The sequence below is a fragment of the Pantoea phytostimulans genome (assembly GCF_046118715.1).
Classification (GTDB): Bacteria; Pseudomonadota; Gammaproteobacteria; order Enterobacterales; family Enterobacteriaceae; genus Pantoea; species Pantoea phytostimulans.
The window spans coordinates 2,374,070-2,395,211 of sequence record NZ_CP173698.1 but is presented as its reverse complement, the minus strand read 5'-3'; the positions used below and the strand labels follow the sequence as shown (position 1 = coordinate 2,395,211).

At 53.8% G+C, this 21,142-nt stretch carries 22 protein-coding genes; 15 read left to right on the top strand and 7 right to left on the bottom strand.

The features are described 5' to 3' along the window. The first annotated feature begins 1 nt into the window (after position 1). The 6 genes from cydB (at position 2) to ACF2G4_RS11110 (ending at position 4,445) form a co-directional block, all read left to right on the top strand. Entirely contained in the window at positions 2 to 1,006 is a 1,005-nt protein-coding gene (gene cydB / locus ACF2G4_RS11135) for a cytochrome d ubiquinol oxidase subunit II (protein ID WP_409074831.1), read from the top strand. 1 nt (position 1,007) lies between these two features. Next, positions 1,008 to 1,175 carry a DUF2474 domain-containing protein gene (locus ACF2G4_RS11130; RefSeq protein ID WP_243078980.1) on the top strand — a complete coding sequence of 56 codons (168 nt, stop codon included), beginning with the start codon at positions 1,008 to 1,010 and terminating at the stop codon, positions 1,173 to 1,175. A gap of 178 nt (positions 1,176 to 1,353) precedes the next feature. After that, a complete protein-coding gene (locus ACF2G4_RS11125; protein WP_332624859.1) occupies positions 1,354 to 2,223 on the top strand; it encodes a helix-turn-helix domain-containing protein in 870 nt (289 codons plus the stop codon). 184 nt (positions 2,224 to 2,407) lie between these two features. Continuing rightward, the gene (locus tag ACF2G4_RS11120; protein ID WP_215845634.1) at positions 2,408 to 2,611 is read left to right on the top strand and encodes a hypothetical protein; all 204 of its coding nucleotides are present in this window, start codon (positions 2,408 to 2,410) and stop codon (positions 2,609 to 2,611) included. A 424-nt stretch (positions 2,612 to 3,035) separates the two neighbouring features. Then, positions 3,036 to 3,827 (top strand): siderophore-interacting protein, encoded by a 792-nt coding sequence (locus tag ACF2G4_RS11115; RefSeq protein WP_409074830.1) that lies wholly within the window; start codon positions 3,036 to 3,038, stop codon positions 3,825 to 3,827. Between the two features lie 78 nt (positions 3,828 to 3,905). Beyond that, entirely contained in the window at positions 3,906 to 4,445 is a 540-nt protein-coding gene (locus ACF2G4_RS11110) for a PadR family transcriptional regulator (protein ID WP_409074829.1), read from the top strand. 70 nt (positions 4,446 to 4,515) lie between these two features. Here the strand turns inward: ACF2G4_RS11110 and ACF2G4_RS11105 are convergent, their stop codons facing one another. After that, positions 4,516 to 4,815 carry a SelT/SelW/SelH family protein gene (locus ACF2G4_RS11105; RefSeq protein ID WP_409074828.1) on the bottom strand — a complete coding sequence of 100 codons (300 nt, stop codon included), beginning with the start codon at positions 4,813 to 4,815 and terminating at the stop codon, positions 4,516 to 4,518. A 246-nt stretch (positions 4,816 to 5,061) separates the two neighbouring features. On the opposite strand from ACF2G4_RS11105, the gene ACF2G4_RS11100 reads away from it, so the two are divergent. The 6 genes from ACF2G4_RS11100 to ACF2G4_RS11075 all read left to right on the top strand — a co-directional run bounded on the left by ACF2G4_RS11100 (position 5,062) and on the right by ACF2G4_RS11075 (position 11,692). Further along, the gene (locus tag ACF2G4_RS11100; RefSeq protein WP_409074827.1) at positions 5,062 to 7,434 is read left to right on the top strand and encodes a TonB-dependent receptor domain-containing protein; all 2,373 of its coding nucleotides are present in this window, start codon (positions 5,062 to 5,064) and stop codon (positions 7,432 to 7,434) included. 52 nt (positions 7,435 to 7,486) lie between these two features. Continuing rightward, positions 7,487 to 8,518 carry a hemin-degrading factor gene (locus tag ACF2G4_RS11095; protein WP_409074826.1) on the top strand — a complete coding sequence of 344 codons (1,032 nt, stop codon included), beginning with the start codon at positions 7,487 to 7,489 and terminating at the stop codon, positions 8,516 to 8,518. Beyond that, complete coding sequence (locus ACF2G4_RS11090) at positions 8,515 to 9,333, top strand: hemin ABC transporter substrate-binding protein (RefSeq protein WP_409074825.1); 819 nt, start codon at positions 8,515 to 8,517, stop codon at positions 9,331 to 9,333. The genes ACF2G4_RS11095 and ACF2G4_RS11090 overlap by 4 nt, the downstream gene beginning before the upstream one ends. Continuing rightward, positions 9,326 to 10,315, top strand: a complete 990-nt coding sequence (locus ACF2G4_RS11085) for a FecCD family ABC transporter permease (protein ID WP_409074824.1) — start codon at positions 9,326 to 9,328, stop codon at positions 10,313 to 10,315. Before ACF2G4_RS11090 ends, ACF2G4_RS11085 begins: the two co-directional genes overlap by 8 nt. Continuing rightward, entirely contained in the window at positions 10,312 to 11,091 is a 780-nt protein-coding gene (locus ACF2G4_RS11080) for a heme ABC transporter ATP-binding protein (protein ID WP_409074823.1), read from the top strand. The genes ACF2G4_RS11085 and ACF2G4_RS11080 overlap by 4 nt, the downstream gene beginning before the upstream one ends. Positions 11,092 to 11,197: 106 nt before the next feature. Then, positions 11,198 to 11,692 (top strand): CinA family protein, encoded by a 495-nt coding sequence (locus ACF2G4_RS11075; RefSeq protein WP_215845641.1) that lies wholly within the window; start codon positions 11,198 to 11,200, stop codon positions 11,690 to 11,692. 91 nt (positions 11,693 to 11,783) lie between these two features. On the opposite strand, the gene ACF2G4_RS11070 is transcribed toward ACF2G4_RS11075, so the two are convergent. From ACF2G4_RS11070 to ACF2G4_RS11045, 6 genes are all read right to left on the bottom strand, one after another. Further along, positions 11,784 to 12,767 (bottom strand): MDR family oxidoreductase, encoded by a 984-nt coding sequence (locus ACF2G4_RS11070; RefSeq protein ID WP_215845642.1) that lies wholly within the window; start codon positions 12,765 to 12,767, stop codon positions 11,784 to 11,786. A 337-nt stretch (positions 12,768 to 13,104) separates the two neighbouring features. Continuing rightward, positions 13,105 to 14,415 (bottom strand): NAD(P)/FAD-dependent oxidoreductase, encoded by a 1,311-nt coding sequence (locus ACF2G4_RS11065; protein WP_409074822.1) that lies wholly within the window; start codon positions 14,413 to 14,415, stop codon positions 13,105 to 13,107. A gap of 17 nt (positions 14,416 to 14,432) precedes the next feature. Next, entirely contained in the window at positions 14,433 to 15,182 is a 750-nt protein-coding gene (locus ACF2G4_RS11060) for an amino acid ABC transporter ATP-binding protein (protein WP_243078990.1), read from the bottom strand. Continuing rightward, complete coding sequence (locus tag ACF2G4_RS11055) at positions 15,179 to 15,985, bottom strand: amino acid ABC transporter permease (RefSeq protein WP_243078991.1); 807 nt, start codon at positions 15,983 to 15,985, stop codon at positions 15,179 to 15,181. Before ACF2G4_RS11055 ends, ACF2G4_RS11060 begins: the two co-directional genes overlap by 4 nt. A gap of 2 nt (positions 15,986 to 15,987) precedes the next feature. Further along, positions 15,988 to 16,698 (bottom strand): amino acid ABC transporter permease, encoded by a 711-nt coding sequence (locus tag ACF2G4_RS11050; protein ID WP_409074821.1) that lies wholly within the window; start codon positions 16,696 to 16,698, stop codon positions 15,988 to 15,990. Positions 16,699 to 16,707: 9 nt separating this feature from the next. Continuing rightward, entirely contained in the window at positions 16,708 to 17,532 is an 825-nt protein-coding gene (locus ACF2G4_RS11045; protein WP_215845644.1) for a transporter substrate-binding domain-containing protein, read from the bottom strand. A 241-nt stretch (positions 17,533 to 17,773) separates the two neighbouring features. Here ACF2G4_RS11045 and ACF2G4_RS11040 point away from each other — a divergent pair, with 241 nt between their 5' ends. The 3 genes from ACF2G4_RS11040 to ACF2G4_RS11030 all read left to right on the top strand — a co-directional run bounded on the left by ACF2G4_RS11040 (position 17,774) and on the right by ACF2G4_RS11030 (position 20,778). After that, on the top strand, positions 17,774 to 18,574 hold the full coding sequence (locus tag ACF2G4_RS11040; RefSeq protein ID WP_243078994.1) for an IclR family transcriptional regulator: 801 nt from the start codon (positions 17,774 to 17,776) through the stop codon (positions 18,572 to 18,574). 155 nt (positions 18,575 to 18,729) lie between these two features. Next, positions 18,730 to 19,434 (top strand): SDR family NAD(P)-dependent oxidoreductase, encoded by a 705-nt coding sequence (locus tag ACF2G4_RS11035; RefSeq protein ID WP_409074820.1) that lies wholly within the window; start codon positions 18,730 to 18,732, stop codon positions 19,432 to 19,434. A gap of 15 nt (positions 19,435 to 19,449) precedes the next feature. Further along, positions 19,450 to 20,778 carry an NAD(P)/FAD-dependent oxidoreductase gene (locus tag ACF2G4_RS11030; protein ID WP_409074819.1) on the top strand — a complete coding sequence of 443 codons (1,329 nt, stop codon included), beginning with the start codon at positions 19,450 to 19,452 and terminating at the stop codon, positions 20,776 to 20,778. The last annotated feature ends 364 nt before the right edge of the window (positions 20,779 to 21,142 follow it).

The window sequence follows — 21,142 nt, the reverse complement described above, 5'->3', positions numbered from 1 at the left end:
GATGATCGATTTCTCTATTATCTGGTTCACGATTATCGTCTTCGCCACGCTGATGTACATCGTGATGGATGGCTTCGATCTCGGTATCGGCATTCTGTTCCCGTTCAACAAAGATCCGGTTGAGCGTGACATGATGGTGAACACCGTTGCACCGGTTTGGGATGGTAACGAAACCTGGCTGGTGTTGGGCGGCGCGGGCCTGTACGGCGCGTTTCCGCTGGCGTATTCGGTGATTGCCGATGCGTTGTCGATTCCATTGACTGCCATGTTGATTGGCCTGATTTTCCGGGGCGTGGCGTTTGAATTCCGCTTCAAGGCAATCGAAGAGCATCGCGCGTTCTGGGATAAATCTTTTATCGCCGGTTCGCTGTTGGCCACCTTTAGTCAGGGCGTAGCAGTCGGCGCGATGCTGAACGGCATTCCGGTTGAAGGCCGCGCTTTCGCCGGTTCAGCAATGGATTGGTTCGCGCCATTCCCGCTGTTCTGTGGTGTGGGCTTAGTGGTGGCGTATGCGCTGCTGGGCTGCACGTGGTTGATCATGAAAACCGAGAACGAGCTGCATCGTAAGATGTCAGCACTGGCGACACCGCTGGTGATTACGCTGTTAGTGATTGTGGGCATTATCAGCTTGTGGACGCCATTCTCGCATGCCGATATCGCGCATCGCTGGTTCAGCCGTCCGAATCTGTTCTGGTTCCTGCCCGTTCCAGTGCTGGTGCTGCTGTGTTCATGGGGCATCATGCGGGCTATCAAGCGTGAAGCGCACTATTCGCCGTTCCTGTTAACGCTGGCGCTGGTTTTCCTGGGCTTCTCCGGTTTAGGCATCAGCATCTGGCCAAACATTATTCCGCCGTCGGTCTCCATCTGGGCGGCAGCATCACCGCCGCAAAGCCAGGCATTTATGCTGGTGGGTAGCCTGCTGATCATTCCAATGATCCTGGGTTACACCTTCTGGAGCTACTACGTGTTCCGCGGGAAAATCAAAGCAGACGAAGGATACCATTGATATGCAAACCGAGGTCAGCAGCACGAAAACCCACAATGAGACGAAAGCCCCATGGTGGAAACGTATAATGTGGCTGGTGATCATCTACGGCGCAAGCGTGCTGGCACTTGGTGTGGTGGCATCACTGTTTCGTATGATGATGACAGCGGCAGGTATGCGAAGTCATTAAACGAACTCTGCTGTAAAGGCTGGCTCTGCCAGCCTTTTTTAATTAGTACCCTAAGCAATTAATGCGATTTATGCTTGAGAAGCCTACGGTTTCTTTACCCTTCCTTACATTCTTTATACGTTTTTGTTATTCTTTTGTGACGAATCTCGCAGTACAACTCACTTCGACGTAAACCACCATGCTCAGCCTGACCCTTAAGAAACAGTACATCAACGATTTGGTGGACTGGATAGAGGCGAATCTGACCGACGATCTCAACATCGATCTGATTACCCTGAAATCTGGTTACTCTAAATGGCACATGCAGCGCATGTTCAAAGAGATGACCGGACAAACGCTGGCGGCTTATACGCGCAAGCGCCGTTTAACCCTGTCTGCAATGGCGCTGCGTTTAACCCGGATGCCGCTGATCGACATTGCGGTGCGCTTTGGTTTTGATAATCAGCAGAATTTCACTCGCGTATTCAAGAACCATTTCTCCGTCACGCCAGGTGCATTTCGCCGTATTCCCGATCTGCCGGTGAAGCATTTCCACGGTCGCATTCCGGTGCGTTCACCCATTGAGCAGGCTGAATTGGTGATGCGTGAAGACGATCTGCAATTGTGTGGTGAAGTGGTGGAATGGGAATGTAAGTTTGGCGATTACATTCACGACAGCGAGCAGCGTGTTGCCGAGCAGGCGCGGCATTTTGTCCGTTTCGCTGGGCAATATGTCGAACGCGGTTGGCTCGGTTTTCAATACAGCCCGGGCAATTCTTCCGCTGAACAGCAACATATCAGTCTGTTTCAAGCCCTGGAAAGTCAGCATGCTGAAAAGCTGAGTTCGCAAGTCGTGAACTGGACGGCGAATCGCGGCCTGTATGCGATGATCCGCTGGAGTGGTACACCGGAACAGCTCACGCGTTTTATCTCCGATATTTATTACCTGCACCTGCCAGCACTGGGTGTGGCGCGCCGTCCGGGTAAAGATTTGCTGCGTTTAGATCTTAAAGCCTCCAAGCCAGATTGGCTGATCGGCGTGTTCGCCATTCCGGTAACAAAAGACTAAATGCATAATTCGTGCGGTAATCTGTGACTAACCGCACGATTTTATAAAAAAATCGCCGATTCTGGCGTAAAATCCTCTCTTGAAACCCTGACGTTGCGCATTCATCGGGCAACCATCCTTCAGGGCTGGAATATTCATCTGCAATTCAGGCCGCTTCCGGCTAAAAATGATAAAGACCTCAATTATGCGACTCTCAATGTTGTTCCTTGTTACGGCGCTTTCTGCCATCCCAGCTCTTGCTATGGCGCAGATGGCTGAACCTTTTAATCCGCCTGCTGGGCTGCACCCGCATTCGCAGGGTACTCAGCATGAAATTCTGGGTGATGGTCAGTTGCCGCAACACAGTCAGGGTAATCCCGCTACAGCAGGTTTTGCCGATACGTTTTAATCTGACAGAACACGCGCGCGTGCAAACGTGATATGTGCTTTAAGCTCCGCTTCAGGCACAAACGCATGAACGGCTTTTACCTGAGTCCTGTTACGCGCTCATCTGTTATTAGCGAGCCGTAAATCAGGCTTTCTGACCCGCTTTTCTGTACTTTTTTTCTGTACTTCGACGCGCTTCTCCTCCTCTCTTTAAGACGCCTCTTCCTGCGTCACTTCACACCTTTTATTGCGCTTCTCCCAATTCATAAAATATGTTTTAGGCGTGCCGATCGCATTTTTCGTCATTGTGGTTAAGATATATCATAGCTATCTTACTGGCGTTAGATGAGAATGATTTTGATTTCATAACCGGAAAATGGGTTGCGGTGGCTAGCGGTGTAATGCGCTGTGGCGCTGACAATCTGCATCGTGACAGGAGCTGAATTTTGCGAGATAACAAGAAAGAGATCCCAGGTCGTGCGCCACAGCGCGTGCGCAACGAATTACGTTTTCGCCACATCACCGTGACGAGTAAAACCAAGGTCGCTAATCATTTCTGGCGCATCGTTTTTAGTGGCAGCGATCTGGCTGGCTTTAACTCGCCCGGTTTTGATGATCACATCAAAATCTTTTTCCCTGAAGCGGGTAGCGGCGAGTTAGCGCTGCCGCAGATGACTGATGAAGGCATCGTATGGAAAGAGGGCGTGCGTCCTCCGGCGCGTGATTATACGCCGCTGGAGTTTGATGGTGAATCTTCCCTCACTATCGATTTTTATATTCATGAAAGCGGTGTCGCCAGCGATTGGGCAACGCGAGCAAACGTTGGCGACACGCTAATCATGGGCGGCCCGCGTGGTTCGCTGGTGGTTCCAACGGATTACGCTTTCCAGCTTTATGTCTGTGACGAAACCGGTTTACCGGCTTTTAAGCGTCGTAAAAAAGATCTGCAGGCTGAAGCGCTGCATCTTTTCGCTTACACCGACGAGCAAACCGGGCGCGGTTATCTGCCGGATCTGGCCGAGGTGAATGTCAGCTGGCTCGGTAACGGCACCATGCAAAGTGAAAACCTGGGCACGCTGATCGCCGCGCTGGATAATATCGCTATTCCGCAGGATGAGTCTTTCATCTGGCTGACCGGTGAAGGCAATTTCGTCAAAACGCTCAGTGATTATTTCACTGTAGATCGCGGTATCGATCCCGCTTACGTACGCGCCGTTGCCTATTGGCACCAGAAGTAGCGCTCCCCGCCGCCTGTGTTGAATTTTGCCAGGCGGCAGACTACTATCAACCTCCTTTTCCCCATCTCCAGGCAGGCAATGAAACAGGACTCAGCATTCTCATGTCATCGCGACAGCGCACCGCGTTCAGGAAGCTGTGGCGGGCGTCGTAAACGTCGGGAAAAAATGCTGGATGCCAGTGATATTCGCCTGTTGATGCTGCACTTTCTTGGGCAGAATGCCGCGCACGGCTACGAACTGATTAAATCAGTTGAGGAACTGTCCAAAGGCGAATATTCCCCCAGTCCCGGCATTATTTATCCGAACCTGACGCTGCTGGAAGAGATGGACGCCATTCGCGTGGTTGATGCGCAGGCATCACGTAAAGCTTATGCGTTAAAGGCGGCCGGACGTGTATTGCTGGAAGAGAACCGCGAGCATATCGCTAGTCTGATTGAACGCTTAACGTCGCTGGCGATTTTGGTGAATAATCGTTCTATTCCTGATGTTGATCAGGCGATCCATCAGATGAAAGCGGCGTTAAATAGTCGTCTTTCGCAGGAAGATATTTCAGAAGAGACGTTGCAGAGCATCATTTCAACCCTCAACGAAGCGGCAAAAAAAATCACAACCAGCTGATTAACACGTCTGGTTGTGATCTCTCTGTTTTTAGCGCTGCACTAAGTAAATCTTCTCATTCACCTCAATGTTATGCGTTGGCGTCAGGCTTTTTCCTGTCAACGTGCCCCAGCGAGCGTTCTGGAAAACAGTAATCGCGCACCCGCTGTTTCAGCATTGAAGCATCGGGGAAGCCACCATCGCGCTTGCGCTCCCACAACAAAAAATTATCGACCTTAATTTCAAATATCCCGCCAGTGCCTGGTTTCAGCGTCACCGACGCGAGATCGTCGGCAAACGTGTGCAGCAGCTCTTGCGCCATCCATGCTGAACGCATTAGCCAGTTACATTGCGTGCAGTAATGTATTTCGATGGTCGGTTTCGGCGTCATGGGGATTACCTCAATAAGATGTTGATTATTCACTTAGAAGTGCAGATTAACAAAATGTGCGCTGTAAGAACCCTCTTAATGTAAATGCTATTGATAATGATTACCACTTGCATTAGATTCTCGGCAAATAATTCATACCTAAAAATAAGTTCAATTTTTTTATGGCTTTATTGTGCGAAGCCATCTTTTGATACTGTCTGCAAGCGTGTGAGCGAATACTAACAATTAATCAGGACTTTCGCGCTCATGTCACTACTTTTTCAGGGAATTACGCCACAGCGGCTGTTTAAAACGGCGCTGATCGCCTCTGCAATTCATACAGCCTGCGGCTACGCCGCCAGCTCGGATCCTTCGGTTCTTGCACTTTCAGCCAGCAAAAGCAGCAGCAGCGAACCGGTAATGACCGTTAACGCACCCCAAGACGAAAAACGGGCGGGCAGCAAAATCTCGCTCTCTGCGGCAGAGCTGCGTCAGCGTGGCGCAAACGACTTTGGTTCTATCATGCGTTACGAACCGCTAATCAGCGCAACCGGCTCCAGCGGCGGTTCGTCTGCTGGAAAAAGTGGTTTCGACCGCGCGGGTTATACGGGTTACAACATTCGTGGGCTGGAAAGTAACCGTGTAGGTCTGGACGTAGATGGCATTCCGCTGCCGCAAGCCACCGGACGCAGCTATGTTGGACGCGCCGGCCTTGACAGCTTTGGCATCGGTCGTGATTACATTGATCCCTACATGTTTGGCCGCATCGACATTGAAAAGGGCGCAACGGCGGTCGATCAACCCAACACCTCAATCGGCGGCAATGTCTCTTTCCGCAACAAAACAGCGGATGATTACCTGCGTCCGGGTAAGGAAACCTACTTCGGTTACCAAAGCGATTATGACTCTTCGAACCGTAGCTGGCACAACGGCATTACCGCTGCGGCGGGCGATGATGAGCTGCGCGGTATTTTCGTTTACAGCCGTCGCGACGGGCAGGAAACCGAAAACAACAGCGGCGAGCTTGACGCTTACCCAGCGAACTGGCATTCCGATGCCTTTATGACTTCCGGCATCTGGCAACCCAATGATGAGCACAAACTCAGCGCGACGCTGGATTACTACCACAAAACCAATCATTCGCATTACGACAGTTGGGATACATCCGGTAATACCGTTTGGGGCACTGCGCAGCAGCAAAGTGACACGCGCCGTTTCGGCGCGAGCCTGAGTGATGAATACACGCCGTATAATAATGTTATCGACAGCCTGATCACGCGCGTTTACTGGCAGAAAACTGAAGCGCATGACAACACCTACATGCCGTCGAGCGCCAGCGCCTATCAAACGGTTTACTCCGATTACAACAGCGATACTTACGGCTTTGACACGCGGCTGGCGAAGAGTATAGGTCGTCATGAACTGAGCGGCGGCCTTAACGCACGTCTGATCGAAACCGAACGTCCGTTCCGCCAATCGCCTACGCCAAGTGTTTATAGTGTGATCATGCAGCCGCAGGCCAACAGCCGTAGCTACACGGTGGGCGGTTACGTACAGGATAAGATCAACGTTGACTTCGACAGTCATAATTTCGCGGTGATTCCGGGCGTACGTGTGATGTACCAGAACACCAAGCCGCGAGATGTCTCCACCTTGACCACCAACAGCAGCGCGCTCGACTCCTCAGACGTGTCAGCGCTGTACGGATCTGCGAACACCGATACACAGGTTCTGCCGTCAATTGCTTTCCAATATGATCTGACACCAACGCTAATGACCTATCTGCAATATAGCCGTGGCGCGCAGTTCCCGAATGACACCCAGCTGTATGGTTCGTGGAACCTGGGTTCCAGCTATGCCGGCACAGCGCAATATGCGTTGATAGGTAATCCCGATCTTAAAACCGAAACCAGCAATAACTACGAATGGGGCGTGAAAGGTCTGTTGACCGAAGGCGTCAGCATCAACGCGGCTGCCTTCTATAACGACTATAAAAACTTCATTGCCTTTACCCGTTACACCCGTTCAGGCAATCCCGATAAATTCGTTAATGTACCGAGCAACATCTACACCACTTATGAAGCTGAGAACCGCGATAAGGCATACATTTACGGTGCAGAAATCAGTAGCAAAATTAACTTCGGCACCTGGTTCCAGCAGGTCGATGGTCTGAGCGCCAATCTGGCCTTCGGTTACACCCAAGGCGCAGCGAAGTCGAGCTACCTTGGCGACCGTTATGTCGATCTGGAGAGCGTAGCGCCGATGAAAGCCATCGTTGGCCTGGCGTGGGATGACGTTGATCGCGGTTATGGTGCGGCAGTCACCGCTACTTTCGTGAAAGGCAAGAAAGCGACAGCGACGAACCGGGAAAGCTTCACCAATACGGGTAACGCCATAACGGATTCCAGCACTGATTATATGCGTGTGCCGGGTTATGGCATGGTGGATATGACCGCGTACTGGAACGTCACTAAAAACGTTAAGTTGAGCGGCGGCCTCTATAACCTCACCGATCGTAAATATTGGGATTACCTCAGCAGCCGTGAGTTGACCAGTGATTCACAGCAGGATCGCAACGATCAATCGCTGGCGGTGATGCCAGGCCGCACCTTCCAACTGGGTGTTAACGTCGACTTCTGATAATAATTTAGCTCTGCGATAAAGCAGGGCTCATTCATGGGAACAACGCGCAATGAACCAGACTTACCAACACTATTTAGCCCTGAAGGGTGAACAGCCGAAGAAGTATGCCCGCGATCTGGCAGCGCTGATGGGCATCAGCGAAGCACAGCTCTGCGAAGCGCGTATCGGGCACGACGCGCAGGCGATAAAAAGTGATTTCCCGGCGCTGCTGGCTACGCTGGAAGCGGTCGGTGAAACCAAAAGCATCACCCGCAATGAATATGCGGTACATGAGCATCTCGGAGAATATAAAAATCTGCATTTAGGCGGTCACGGTGGTTTGGTTCTTAATCCACGCGCGTTGGATTTGCGCCTGTTTCCGTCGCAGTGGCAGAGCGCGTTCGCATTGCGTGAGCAAACTGCGCATGGCGAACGCCAAAGCATTCAGATCTTTGATCGCCACGGCGATGCCGTGTTGAAAGTCTATATGACAGACAACAGCGACAAAGCCGCGTGGCAGGCATTGATCGCGAATTTTGCTCAAGAAAATAGCGCACCGATTAGTGTTCAGCCGTTTACGGCTGCGGAACGCAATCGCAACGTTGATGCAGCAGCTATCGACAACGAATGGCGCGCGATGACTGACGTGCATCAATTCTTTGGCCTGTTGAAGCGTCACAACGTCTCGCGCCAGCAGGCATTCCGCGCTGCGGGTGACGATCTCGCCTGGCAAGTCAGCAATGATGCGCTGGCGAAAGTGCTGAATCTGACGTTGCAGGATGCCAATGAAATCATGATTTTTGTCGGCAATCGCGGCTGCACTCAGATCTTTACCGGCGTTGTAGAAAAACTGATGCCAATGGAAAACTGGATCAACATCTTCAATCCGCAATTTACGCTGCACCTGATGGAAAACCACATTAGCGAAAGCTGGGTAACACGCAAACCCAGCGGCGATGGTTTTGTCACAAGTCTGGAACTGTTCGCCGCCGACGGCACGCAAATTGCGCAGCTGTATGGTCAGCGCAGCGAAGGCACGCCGGAGCAGGCGCGCTGGCGTGAGCAGGTCAACTCGCTGCGTGCGGCAGGAGACGGCGCATGAAATCGCTGTTATTGATGGTGCTGGTGGCGCTTCCCTCGTTTGCGGCGGAGCGGGTGGTGTCGATTGGCGGTGACGTCACACAAATCGTTTATGCGCTGGATGCTCAGCAAAATCTGATCGCCCGCGACAGCACCAGCCAGCAACCGGCGCAGGCGAATAGATTGCCGAACATCGGCTATATGCGCCAGCTCAACGCCGAGGGCATTCTGGCGCTGAAACCGACGTTGGTGTTAAGCAGTGAGCTGGCTAAGCCTTCGCTGGTGTTGCAGCAAGTAGAGCAAGCGGGTGTGAAAGTGGTGGAGATAACCGGCGAAAACAGCGTGCAAGCTATTCCGAAGAAGATTGCTGCCATTGGCAAAGCGCTGAATCGTGACGCTCAGGCACAAACCCTGGAAGCACAGGTTGAGAAGCAGCTGGCGCAACTTCCGCAACAGACATTACCGGTCAAAGTGCTCTTTATCATGGCGAACAGCGGCATGAAATCACTGGCGGCGGGTAATCAAACTGCTGCAGATAGTGCCATTCGCAGTGCGGGCTTGGTGAACGCCATGGCTTCAGTACCGCATTATCAGGCGCTGTCACAGGAAGGCGTGGTCGCTGCTGCGCCCGATTTAGTGGTGATTGGGGATGATGGACTGAAAGCGTTCGGCAACGAAGAGAAACTGTGGCAGCTGCCAGGGCTGGCACTAACGCCCGCCGGGCAGCACCACAACCTGCTGGTGATCGATACCATGGCGCTGCTGGGTTTTGGTCTGGATACGCCGCAGGCTATTGTCAAATTGCGCCGTGCGGCAGAAGCCATCCGGCATGATTAATCTGCGCTGGCTGCTCTTGATGCTGATCAGCATGTTGGTGGCGATGGTGATTGCGGCGAATCTCGGTGCCATGTCGCTGTCGCTGCGTGCGCTGTGGCAAGCGCCGCTCAGCGACATCAGCTGGCAAATCTGGCTGAACATTCGTTTGCCGCGCGTGTTGCTGGCGGTGCTGTTGGGTATGGCGTTGGCGGTATCGGGTGCAGTGATGCAAGGGCTGTTTCGCAATCCGTTGGCCGATCCCGGATTGCTTGGCATCAGCAGCGGCGCGGGTTTAGCGGTGGCGCTAGCCATCGTCATCCCGCTGGCGCTGCCAGCAATGTTAGCGATGTGGCTCCCGACAGTCGCTGCGTTTCTTGGCAGCCTGTTGGTGACGCTGCTGATCTTCAGCTTTAGTCGTCTGGCGCGCGGCAATTTGTCGCGGTTGCTGCTGGTCGGCATTGCCATTAATGCCCTGTGTGGTGCAGCGGTCGGCGTGCTTTCATGGCTGAGCAACGATCAGCAACTGCGTCAGCTTTCGCTATGGGGCATGGGAAGTTTAAGTCAGGCGCAGTGGCCTTCGTTGTTGGTTTGTGCGCTGTTGATTGTGCCAGCGCTGCTGCTGCTGCAGACGCGTGCGCGTCGCCTCAACTTGCTGCAACTGGGTGAAGAAGATGCGCATTACATGGGTATTGATGTCAAACGCACCCAGCGCCAACTGCTGGTGCTCAGCGCGTTACTGGTTGGCACCGCCGTATCGGTCAGCGGGATTATCGGTTTTGTTGGCTTAGTGGTGCCACATGTGATGCGTTTTTGCCTGGGCAACGATCACCGCTGGATGTTGCCGGGCTCGGCGCTGGCAGGCGGTATTCTGTTGCTGCTGGCGGATACGCTGGCGCGCACGGTGGTGATCCCCGCTGAAATGCCGGTGGGATTACTGACCAGCCTGATTGGTGGACCCTGGTTTCTCTGGTTGATCCTGCGCCAGCAGCGAGGAACGGAATGATGAAGCAGCTTCAGGCTAGTGGACTGCATTTTGCGCGCGGCACACGGATGCTGATCGATAATCTGGATGTCACGCTTAACGCCGGTGAAATGGTGGCGCTAATCGGCCCCAATGGCGCGGGGAAATCAACGTTGTTACGCCTGTTAACCGGTTTCCTGTCCCCGGATCATGGGGAATGCCGCCTTGACGATCGCCCGTTAGATCAGTGGCCGCGTGAGCAGCTGGCACGACGACGCGCGGTAATGCGTCAGCAAAACACCATGACCTTTTCGCAATCGGCGGCGTCAGTGGTGGCAATGGGTCGCGCGCCCTGGCCATCAACGCAGTCGGCTGCGATTGTTGCAGAGGTGATGATGTTGACCGGGTGTGATGCGCTGGCGCAGCGCGATTATCGTCAGCTTTCCGGCGGGGAGCAGCAGCGCGTGCAGTTGGCGCGCGTGCTGGCGCAGCTGTGGCAGGATGGCGCGCCGCGAGGCTGGCTTTTTCTCGATGAGCCGACTTCGGCCTTGGATCTGTTCTGGCAGCAGCAGACGCTGCGCTTGCTGCATAAACTCACGCGCAAAGGTGACTTTAGCGTCTGCACCGTGCTGCACGATCTCAATCTGGCTTCGCTGTGGGCCGATCGTATTTTGCTGCTGCATCAGGGCAAATTAGTGGCGCAGGGCACACCGCAGCAGGTGATGACGGAAGCAACACTGATGCGCTGGTATCAGGCCGAATTACAGGTAACGCCACATGCTGAAAGTGGACGACCACATATTCAGCTGCGGGTTTAGGCCGTTTCGCTTATAAAACATTACCTTGTCTTAGCTGCCAACTGTTTTTTTCAGCCATACTTTTCTCTAAACAGTCAATAAACAGTCAATAAACAGGGAGAAAACGATGGCGAATACGCTAAACGAGGCTGCTGAAAAGTTAGGTAAAATTTTATTATCTTCTGGTCTGCATCTTGCCACCGCAGAATCTTGTACTGCCGGTCTCATCAGCATGACGCTGGCGGCGGTTGAAAACAGCGGCAACTTTTATACCAGCGGTTTTGTCACCTATAGCGAGAGCGCAAAAGTGCGTTTGCTGGGTGTGAGCGAAAGGGTGCTTGAACAATACACCGCGGTGAGTGAACACACCGTACGCGAGATGGCGCAGGGGGCCTGCGATCGGTCCAAAGAGCCCGTTAGTTTGGCCATCAGCGGCTATGCAGGACCTGACGGGGGCGAAGATGGCACGCCCGCAGGCACCATTTGGGTCGGTTGGAAACTGGCGAACGGCGACATCTACGCGGAATGTCAGCAATTTGACGGCGAACCAAAAGAGGTGATGGAGCAGGGCGCGCTGTTTGCTATCAACGGTTTAATCAAACGCCTTCAACCTTCCCGCTGAAGCCAGAAAAATGCGCCACATTCAGGCGCATTTTTACGAAACCATTATTGCTGTGAAGGGTTAACAGCAATATGTGGGCAACCGCAAAGCCTCAGCGGCAATCGACAATCAACCGACCGCGCACTTTACCTTCCAGCAGATCGTGCGCACCTTGCCGCGCTTCACTCAACGGAATGACGTGGGTAAATTTGCTGAGCTGCGTGGTGTCGAGGATTTCACCAAGGCGTTGCCACGCCTGCTGGCGCAGCGCTTTAGGGCACATTACGCTGTCAACGCCCGCTAAGGTGACGCCGCGCAAGATAAACGGCGCCACGCTGGTGGGCAGATCCAGACCTTGCGCCATGCCGCAAGCGGCGACCACGCCGTCGCGCTGAGTTGCGGCTAGCACATTGCTTAAGGTATGGCTGCCGACGCTATCAATCGCCGCCGCCCAGCGCTCTTTAGCCAGCGGTTTGCCGGGCTCTGCCAGTTCAGCGCGATCGATAACTGACGATGCGCCGAGTGTAGTGATCAAATACTCTTCGTCGCTGGCGCGACCGCTGGACGCGATGACGTTAAAACCGAGTCGAGCCAGCAAGTTGACGCTGAAGCTGCCCACGCCGCCGCTGGCACCTGTCACCAATACCGGGCCATGATCGGGTTTAACGCCCTGTTTCTCCAGCGCCAGCACGCACAGCATTGCGGTAAAACCTGCGGTGCCGATCGCCATGGTTTGCAAAGGGCTTAGCGTGCTCGGCAGCGGCACTAACCAGTCGCCGGATACGCTGGCTTTTTGCGCCAGCCCGCCCCAATATTTTTCTCCAACGCCCCAACCGGTGAGTAACGCAACGTCATCGTGTTGCCAGTCGGGATGGCGGCTTGAGGTTACACGGCCAACAAAATCGATGCCGGGTACCATCGGGAATTGACGCACGATAGGGCCTTTATTGCAGATAGCTAAGGCGTCTTTGTAGTTCAGAGTGGAGTAGCTAACGTCGAGTGTGACGTCTTGATCGGGCAGTTGTGATTCGGGGAGATCTTTCAGCAGTGAACGGTAACCTTGTTCGTCATTTTCAATGACCAGTGCCTTAAACATGCAGCCTCCGGCAGGTTTGGAAAGAGATCAACGAGTTTACGCTTCCATGGCGGATTTCGGTAGGGATTGGCGTCGTTAATCTCAGCGTCGCGCCTTTAACGTGAGGCGTCGTCTGTCCCCCATCCCAACCTTCCCCGTTTTGACGGGGGAAGGAGACGCTGCCTCACTAACATATAGCAGCATCTTCCTCCCCCACGAGTGGGTAAGGAGACACCGCCACAAGCTACTTCCTTACTAACATATAGCAGCATCTTCCTCCCCCACGTGTGGGGGAGGACCGAGGTGGGGGACAGCCAGCACCAACTCACGAGCAGCCAGCACAAACTCGCCAACTAACCTAATCTCGTACCTTATCAATTGCATCGCGCAGTCGATACCATCCGCTGACCAGCGGAACAAACCATGGCTTACCGTTATAAAGTGGAATAGGCCGGAAGTTGCTGCGTTCAAACGATAAGGGCCGCGGTTCGGTGCCAAGCAGTTTCTGCGCGGCGCGAAAGCCCAGCCAGCTCATCAGCGCCACGCCATTGCCGTTACAACCCACGGCGAAGCGCGCATTGTCCATTTCACCGGCGTAAGCCGTTTTATCACGCGTCATTCCTACAAACCCGCTCCACGCGTGGCTGATACGATAGGGTGCGAGTTCTGGCCAGATCGCCAGCATGCGTTGGCGAATGCGAATCGCCGCCGTTTTCTCATCGCAATCCATTATGCCGGGGCGCGACCCAAACAGCAGGCGCGTGCCGTCCGGGGAAGGGCGCGTATAAATGAGATCGCGGCGACTGTCGGTGATCATTCTGCCGCTGGGAATCAATCTTTCCAGTAACTCTCGCGGCAAAGGCTCAGTAGCAATTTGATAACTCTTCACCGGCACAATGCGTTTCGCCAGATTTGGCGTGGCGTCCTTTTCGGTATAGCCGTTGGTCAGGAAAATCACCGATTCGGCCTGAACGGTGCCGCGTTCGGTATACACCACTTTGCCGCCGCCTTCTGCTTTCACACTTTTTACTCGCGCATGTGAAAACAGCTGCGCGCCGTGCTGACGCGCCAGCGCCCGCAGCGCCCGATTGTACTTGCCAGGATGCACGCCGCCATATTCATCCACCAGAATGCCGCCGTGATAAAAGCGTGAGCCGATGATCGCCGCCTGATTTTCCTGATCCACTTTGTGTACCGTCACGCCCGTCACGCGGTGCAGGATATCGCCCATTTCATATAGGCTGGCAAGCTGCTTCTGCGTATGCGCGCCGAAGTAGCGTCCGCCGATAAACAGGTCGGCATCCAGCTGCTCACTGCGCACTAACGTCTGAATAAACGCGAACGACGCGATGGAGTCGGCAATCATGTGCTGAAACAGGTCGGGTGGAATGCCTTTTATCGCGCCGCCAACCACCAATTTTTGTCCGCTGCTGATCATGCCGCCGGTGCGCGTGCTGCCGCCGCTGCCGAGTTCATTAGCCTCCAGCACCACCACGTTTTTCCCGTGACGCGCCAGCTCAACGGCTGCATTTAAACCGGCGAAGCCGGAGCCAACTATAACGACGTCTGCGCGGGCAGGCAGCGCATCCAGACAGGTTTCCGGTGGCGCAGCGTCCCACCAATAGGGCGTGGTTTTGAAATCTTCAGTAAAAATGGCCTGATCGGACATGATCTCTCTCTTCACTGTTACAACACCTGACCGAGGAACTCGCGGGTGCGTGCATCCTGCGGGTCGTCAAAGAGCTGCGCCGGTGGCGCCATCTCCACAATTTTGCCGGCATCGGTAAAGCAAACCCGATGCGAGACTTCGCGGGCGAAACGCATTTCGTGCGTCACCAGCAGGCAGGTCAGCCCTTCATCCACCAGTTCGCGAATAGTATTCAGCACCTCTTTCACGGTTTCTGGATCGAGTGCGGCTGTCACTTCATCGAACAGAATGATTTCCGGCTGCATCGCCAGCGCACGCGCAATCGCGACGCGTTGTTGCTGTCCGCCTGAAAGTTCCCCGGGATAGCGGCTCTCTTTACCGCTTAGCCGCACTTTTTCAAGCAGACGAATCGCGCGCTCGCGCACCGCTTCACGCTCATGTTTCAATACTTGCATCGGTGCCATCATCACGTTGTCGAGTACCGTGCGATGCGGAAAAAGGTTGTACTGCTGAAACACCATCGCCACTTGATGACGCAGCGGGCGCATCGCTTTTTCGCTGTTGATCTCATGAACGCGATGTTCACCCACGCGCACAAAGCCTTCATCAATCGGCAGCAAACCATTTATGCAGCGCAGAATGGTGGATTTACCCGAGCCGGAAGGCCCGATAATGCAGACCGCTTCGCCTTTGGCGACCTCCAGCGAAATGCCTTTCAACACCTCGGTTTTGCCGAAAGATTTATAAATGGTGTCCAGTTCAATCAGGGACGAAACGCGATCGATCATAGGGCATCCCCTTTGGTGTTGTTTTCCAGTCGACGCGCCAGCAGGGCGATCGGGTAGCAATAGCAGAAGAACATCAGCAGCACGGTGACGTAGAAATAAACCAGCGTGCTTTCGCTTTCGGTTGCCAGCGTGGTGCGCAGCAGCGTAACGACCTCTTGCACGCCAGTGACGGTAGCCAGCGCAGTGGAAATGGCCAGCAGCGCATACAGGTTCATCCAGCCGGGAATGATGCGGCGCAGCGCCTGCGGTAAAATCACGATGCGATAAATCTGCCACTGGCTATAACCAAACGAGCGTGCAGACTCCCATTGTCCGCTGTGCACCGAGTTCACCGCACCACGGATCACTTCGGCGAAGTTAGCGGCAGTAGGCAAACTCAAGCCAATAATGGCTTTGAACAGCGGCGAAAAAGTGAAGTGAATACCCAGCAATTCCACGCGATAAGGCAGCAGATAAAGCATTGAAAACAGCAGCACCAACCACGGCGCGTTACGCAGAAAGTTCATCACCGCACGCGCGGGCAGGCTTAACCAGCGCCGTTTCGCCATCATCGCCAGCCCAAGAAACAGACCGAGCACGGTGGCGAACGCCATGCTGACGATGCTGATAAAGATGTTAAGCACGAAGCCGCCGCTCAGCGGCCAGCCCTGCATCGATCCGGTCAGCAGCAGCGGCAGTTTCTGCCAAACCTGATGCCATTCGCCGCCGGGATCGTTGAAGATGCTAAACAGCAAACCCAGCAGCGTCAGGATGAAAAAGGCCTGCTTGGTCTGGGTTTTGCGTTTTTGGTAAAGCATGTCCATGTTTAGCCTCCATATCCTGGGTAGGCGAGGCGACGTTCAACCCAGCCAATCAGCCACACCAGCGCACTCACCAGCACCACGTAAATCACCAGTACCAACAGCATCACTTCCAGCGTGCGGAAGGTGTCGTTATAAATCTGTCCGGCGGCGTACATCAGTTCCGGTACGGTAATCACCGACGCTTGCGAGGTGGTTTTAAACAGATTGGTTAACACATTGGTCAGCGGCGGCAGGCAGATGCGTGATGCAATGGGAACCTGTACATGACGAAACAGGCCCCAGCGCGAGTAGCCGAGTGAACGCGCCGCTTCCAGCGTGGCTTTAGGAATAGCATCGAATCCTGATCGAAAGGCTTCTATGCACAACGCGCCACCAAACAGGCTGAGTGAAAGGGCCGCTGACATAAAGGCGCTGACCATCGGCACCTGCAAGCCGGTTAGCGGATCCTCCTGCGTAAAACCGATCTGCGTCAGCGTGAAATAAAAGAACAGCATTTGCAGCAGCGGCGGCGTATTGCGGAACAGCTCAACAAACAGCTCAATGGCGGCATCCAGCCACGGCAGCTTTAACGTCAGCGCCAGCGTGCCTGCCAGACCAATGAGGATCGCCAGCAGTGAGCAAAGCGCTGCCAGCTCCAGCGTTTGTATCACCCCCTGAAATAGCCACTGCTGATACACCGGATCCAGCAGCCAGGAATAGTCGAGTCCAAACATAGTCAGGCCTTAGTTCGCCGCTGTGCGAGCCGCTTCTGCACGTTTTTCAAGGTACGGCGATTTCGGCATGTCGAACGCTTTTTCCCATTCGATGAGCTTGTTTTCGCCTTCGGCTTTCACGATCGCTTTGTTCACTGCGGCCAGGAAAGCGGTGTCATTTTTGCGCACGCCACCCGCCATTGGGGTGAACTCATAGGGCTTTACGGCAATTTTGTAATCAGTCCAGCCCGCCTCATGGGTTTTGTTTTGCAGCGTCATGTCGTCGAACACCATCGCAATGCAACGGTTGTCCTGCAATGCACGATAGGCTTCTGGCAGTGCGGTAAAGTTCACCAGTTGCAGACCATACTTCTGGGTCACGGTTTTATTGAAGTAAGAGCCTTGAATGCCGCAGATTTTCTGGCCTTTCAGCTGTTCCCACTGGGTGAATTTCGCAGTTTTACGCGCCAGGATAGAAGGGCCCGCTGCGGAGACGTACTCTTCACTGAAGTCGATCTCTTTGGCACGCTCAGGCGTCACGCCCAGCGTGGCCATGATCATGTCGATCTGACCCGCGTTTAAAAACTGGATGCGGTTCGACGCGTTGACCGGCACCAATTTGATTTTGTCTGGTGAACCCAACAATTCGTTGGCGATATAGCGCGCCAGGCTGATTTCAAAGCCCACGGTTTTGCCGTCGTTATCCATGTAGCCGTAAGGTGGATAATCATTTTTCACGCCGACGGTAAGCACACCCCGACTTTTGATATCAGAAAGCGTGTCGGCATAGGTAATGGCGGGAGCAGCCAGCAGCAACAGTGACGTGGCCAGAAAACGCATACGATGTTTTGTCATTTTCTTATCCTTCGGTAGTGATGGTTTGCAGGTTTTATGATGTTTTTTATAGGGATACGCGTTGTTTTTGCACTGCGTCACTGTCGTCTTAAAGACAATTTAGGGTTCGCAGATGGGCAAAAAGTGCGACTCACTTGTCAATCGAATATGAAATCTGATAGATATTTAGTCAACAAAAAACCATATATTGAAATCTTATAATTAAAAGTTTCACATTATGGAACTTATTGGGGCGAATAGGATGAGCGATAGCGCGGGAAAAAATGGCGTGCAGTTACTTGATCGGGCAGTCACGCTGCTCGATTTTGTCGCAGATGCGGGCAGTGAAGGCTTAACGCTGAAATCGTTATGCGAATTATCGGGACTGAATAAAGTGACTTGCCATCGCATTTTAAATTCGCTGGTGGAGCATCAGTTGCTGCACAAAATTCAGGGTGACAAGTGCTATCGGCTGGGCACCAAATTACTCATTTTCGGGGCGAAGGCTGCGCGTGGCCCGGGATTGCGCCGTCAGTTTCAGCCAGCGCTGGAAAGATTGCGCAAGCAGACCGGCGAAACGGCCATGTTAATGGCACGCGATCGTGATGATTCTGTCTGTATTGATCGCTATGACAGTGAATATCAAATGCAAACGCTGACCGGCTCGGTGGGCGGTTCGGTGCCGCTGGGATTAGGGCCGGGAAGCCTGGCGATTTTATCGTTTCTCGACACTGAACAGCAGCAGGAGATGTTGCAGCGAAATCAGGCGCGGCTCGAGAGCTGGCCAATGCTGACACCGCCACGTTTAGCGCGTTGGATTGCGGAGACAGCAGAACAGGGTTACGCGTTGGATACAGGCGAACTGATTCCGGGTATTGCCGGTATCGCAGTGCCAATCCGCGTGGCAGGGGCGGGCGTAGTCGGTTCGCTCGGCCTGACTTTTTTGTCCCCACGGCTTAATGATGACGTTTGTCAGCGCTATGTAGCGCTGCTTAAACAGGAAGTGGCAGAAATTGAGCCGCTGCTAAGTCCACTCGATACGCGGTTACGTGCGTCGATGTAGGCGAGGATTTTGCATGATCTTTCTCAGAGGATTGTGCTGGCTTTTCCCCATCCCGGCCTTTTCCCGTGAAGCGGGGGAAGGCGATGCTGCCATATGCACGTTCAGAGCGAGCCCAAGGCAGCGTCTTCCTCATAACAAACATCAGGAGCTAAAACATGTCTATTTCTGGCAAGAAAGTCGCACTCATCAGCGGTGCCAGCCGCGGTATTGGGGCAGCGATTGCCGCTAACTTACTGGCCAACGGCTGGGCGGTGAGTTTGGGGTGTCGCTCGCCAAACGATGTACCGATTACCGACGAAGAAAGCCAGCTGATCTGCGCTTTTGACGCCTTTGACCCCGACAGCGAAAAAGCCTGGATCAGCGCGACTATCGAGAAATTTGGCCGCATCGATGCCGTGGTTCACAACGCCGGTATGATGTTGCCCGTTTCAATCCTTGAAGCCAGTGATGATGAGTTTGATCGTACTTTTGACGTCAACGTTAAATCGCCAATGCGCTTGAGTCGCCTGGTCTGGCCGCATCTGCAAGCCAGCGGCGCCGGACGCATCGTGATGTTGGTGTCGCTGTCGGGCAAACGCGTTAAAGCAGAGCGCTCCAGCCTCTACTCAATGAGTAAATTTGCCGCCTTAGCGCTGGCCCACGGATTACGCAAAATTGGCGATGTCGATAGCATCCGCTGCACGGCGATTTGTCCTGGTTTTGTCGCCACCGATATGGGAACAGCACTCACTGAAATCTCAGCCGAAAAAATGACGCAGCCGGAAGATATCGCGCATCTGGTGCGTACTGTGCTTGAGCTGCCGAGCACCACCAGCATCGCCGAAATTCCCGTTAACTGGACGGTAGAAGATAGCTACTAACTGACGAGGTCAATCATGGGTCCAGGCGTTGATGCGGTGGCTTCATCAGATAACTTTCCAACGGAAACCGATGTCGTCATAGTTGGAGGTGGGATCATTGGCGTTGCTACGGCGCTGTCGCTGGTTCAGCGCGGCATTCGTGTGGTGCTGCTGGAAAAAGGCACCGTAGCGGCAGAACAATCAAGTCGTAACTGGGGTTGGTGTCGTCGCACAGGCCGTGATCTGCGTGAATTGCCGCTGATCAATCTCAGTATGCAGTTATGGGAAAACATGAACGCCACGCTGGGGCGTGAAACCGGTTTTCGCCGTAACGGCATCGTTTATGGGACGCGTACCGAAGCGCAATATGCGCGCCATCAACGCTGGATTGCCGAAGCTAAACAGCACGATATTCACAGTGAATTACTCTCATCGTCACAATTACGTGAGCATCTGCCGCAGTTACAAGGCGAGTTCATTGGCGGATTGTTTACCGCGCTGGATGGTCGCGCAGAACCGCAAAAAGCGGCACCGGCGATGGTGTTGAAAGCAATGGAGCATGGCCTGAATCTGCAACAACATTGTGCAGTACGCACCATTGAACGCACCAATGGACGCGTCAATGCGGTGATCACCGAACATGGCGCGATACGCTGTCAGCAAGTGGTCACGGCGGGTGGTGCCTGGACGCGATTGCTGCTGCAAGGGCTGGATGTCACGCTTCCGCAGCTTAAGGTTTTATCTACCGTGTTGCGCACCCGGCCAGTGGATTTCGATCCAGGCGTTTGCGCCAGTTTTGGTAGCGTAGCGTTACGCAAACGGCTGGATGGGGGGTTAACCGTTGCCAGTTCTGCCACCAATACCGCTGATATCACGACCGATTCGCTGCGTTTCAGCCCACTGTTTATGCCGGCGTACTGGGTTGAGCGCCAGGCGCTGAAGCTGCGTTTAGGCAAACGCTTTGTCGATGAATTAGTTAACTGGCGGCCTGGCGTGGAAGATAAGCGATCGGTGTATGAGGCGGTTCGCGTGCTGGAGCCGCAAATCGATCCGGCTATTGTTCAGCGGATGCGGGAGGCTCTCGGCAAGGTGTTGCCGCCGCTGGCCAATTTGCCGGTAGCACAAAGTTGGGGCGGTTTGATCGATACTCTGCCTGATGCGATCCCCGTGATCTCTGCGGTAGATGAAGTGAAAGGACTTTACGTCGCTACCGGATTTTCTGGTCACGGCTTTGGTATTGCGCCAGGCGCTGGGCAGCTCATGGCTGATCTCGTATTAGGCAGCACGCCCTCGGTAGATCCTCATCCTTTCCGCTTATCACGCTTTAGTGACGGTGAACGGATTCGGGCGCAACACTGGTTGTAGCACGTAACTGCACCTTATGCGCGGCTGCATAAATTTGCATAAGGTGCAGATATTTAAGCGTTTTACTCTCGGGTTATTTTAATAAAACATTATTTATCAACGAGTTGTGTATTTATCATTTTGACTGATTAATTATCGCTGGCGGGTTGTCGCTGTTTAAAAAAAGTGACATCATGACCGCCAATTTTTGACACCCATTTTCATCTTTACAGAGGACGCCGCCATGGCCGGTACAATGCGCATTTGCACTTGTTCCCGTTCGCTACTGCGAAAGCGCGCGCTGTTTCCCTCGATCATTTCAGTGACACACTCCTCGCTCACCATGCGGTGAGGCCAGCCTGACGCACGCTGTTGGACATGCGTA

Coding starts and splice junctions, on each gene's coding strand:
- ACF2G4_RS11095 (WP_409074826.1), top strand. CDS start 7,487: ATGAACCAGACTTACCAACACTATTTAGCCCTGAAGGGTGAACAGCCG.
- cydB (WP_409074831.1), top strand. CDS start 2: ATGATCGATTTCTCTATTATCTGGTTCACGATTATCGTCTTCGCCACG.
- ACF2G4_RS11110 (WP_409074829.1), top strand. CDS start 3,906: ATGAAACAGGACTCAGCATTCTCATGTCATCGCGACAGCGCACCGCGT.
- ACF2G4_RS11080 (WP_409074823.1), top strand. CDS start 10,312: ATGATGAAGCAGCTTCAGGCTAGTGGACTGCATTTTGCGCGCGGCACA.
- ACF2G4_RS11045 (WP_215845644.1), bottom strand. CDS start 17,532: ATGACAAAACATCGTATGCGTTTTCTGGCCACGTCACTGTTGCTGCTG.
- ACF2G4_RS11070 (WP_215845642.1), bottom strand. CDS start 12,767: ATGTTTAAGGCACTGGTCATTGAAAATGACGAACAAGGTTACCGTTCA.
- ACF2G4_RS11085 (WP_409074824.1), top strand. CDS start 9,326: ATGATTAATCTGCGCTGGCTGCTCTTGATGCTGATCAGCATGTTGGTG.
- ACF2G4_RS11065 (WP_409074822.1), bottom strand. CDS start 14,415: ATGTCCGATCAGGCCATTTTTACTGAAGATTTCAAAACCACGCCCTAT.
- ACF2G4_RS11090 (WP_409074825.1), top strand. CDS start 8,515: ATGAAATCGCTGTTATTGATGGTGCTGGTGGCGCTTCCCTCGTTTGCG.
- ACF2G4_RS11105 (WP_409074828.1), bottom strand. CDS start 4,815: ATGACGCCGAAACCGACCATCGAAATACATTACTGCACGCAATGTAAC.
- ACF2G4_RS11100 (WP_409074827.1), top strand. CDS start 5,062: ATGTCACTACTTTTTCAGGGAATTACGCCACAGCGGCTGTTTAAAACG.
- ACF2G4_RS11035 (WP_409074820.1), top strand. CDS start 18,730: ATGTCTATTTCTGGCAAGAAAGTCGCACTCATCAGCGGTGCCAGCCGC.
- ACF2G4_RS11125 (WP_332624859.1), top strand. CDS start 1,354: ATGCTCAGCCTGACCCTTAAGAAACAGTACATCAACGATTTGGTGGAC.
- ACF2G4_RS11060 (WP_243078990.1), bottom strand. CDS start 15,182: ATGATCGATCGCGTTTCGTCCCTGATTGAACTGGACACCATTTATAAA.
- ACF2G4_RS11030 (WP_409074819.1), top strand. CDS start 19,450: ATGGGTCCAGGCGTTGATGCGGTGGCTTCATCAGATAACTTTCCAACG.
- ACF2G4_RS11075 (WP_215845641.1), top strand. CDS start 11,198: ATGGCGAATACGCTAAACGAGGCTGCTGAAAAGTTAGGTAAAATTTTA.
- ACF2G4_RS11050 (WP_409074821.1), bottom strand. CDS start 16,698: ATGTTTGGACTCGACTATTCCTGGCTGCTGGATCCGGTGTATCAGCAG.
- ACF2G4_RS11040 (WP_243078994.1), top strand. CDS start 17,774: ATGAGCGATAGCGCGGGAAAAAATGGCGTGCAGTTACTTGATCGGGCA.
- ACF2G4_RS11120 (WP_215845634.1), top strand. CDS start 2,408: ATGCGACTCTCAATGTTGTTCCTTGTTACGGCGCTTTCTGCCATCCCA.
- ACF2G4_RS11055 (WP_243078991.1), bottom strand. CDS start 15,985: ATGGACATGCTTTACCAAAAACGCAAAACCCAGACCAAGCAGGCCTTT.
- ACF2G4_RS11130 (WP_243078980.1), top strand. CDS start 1,008: ATGCAAACCGAGGTCAGCAGCACGAAAACCCACAATGAGACGAAAGCC.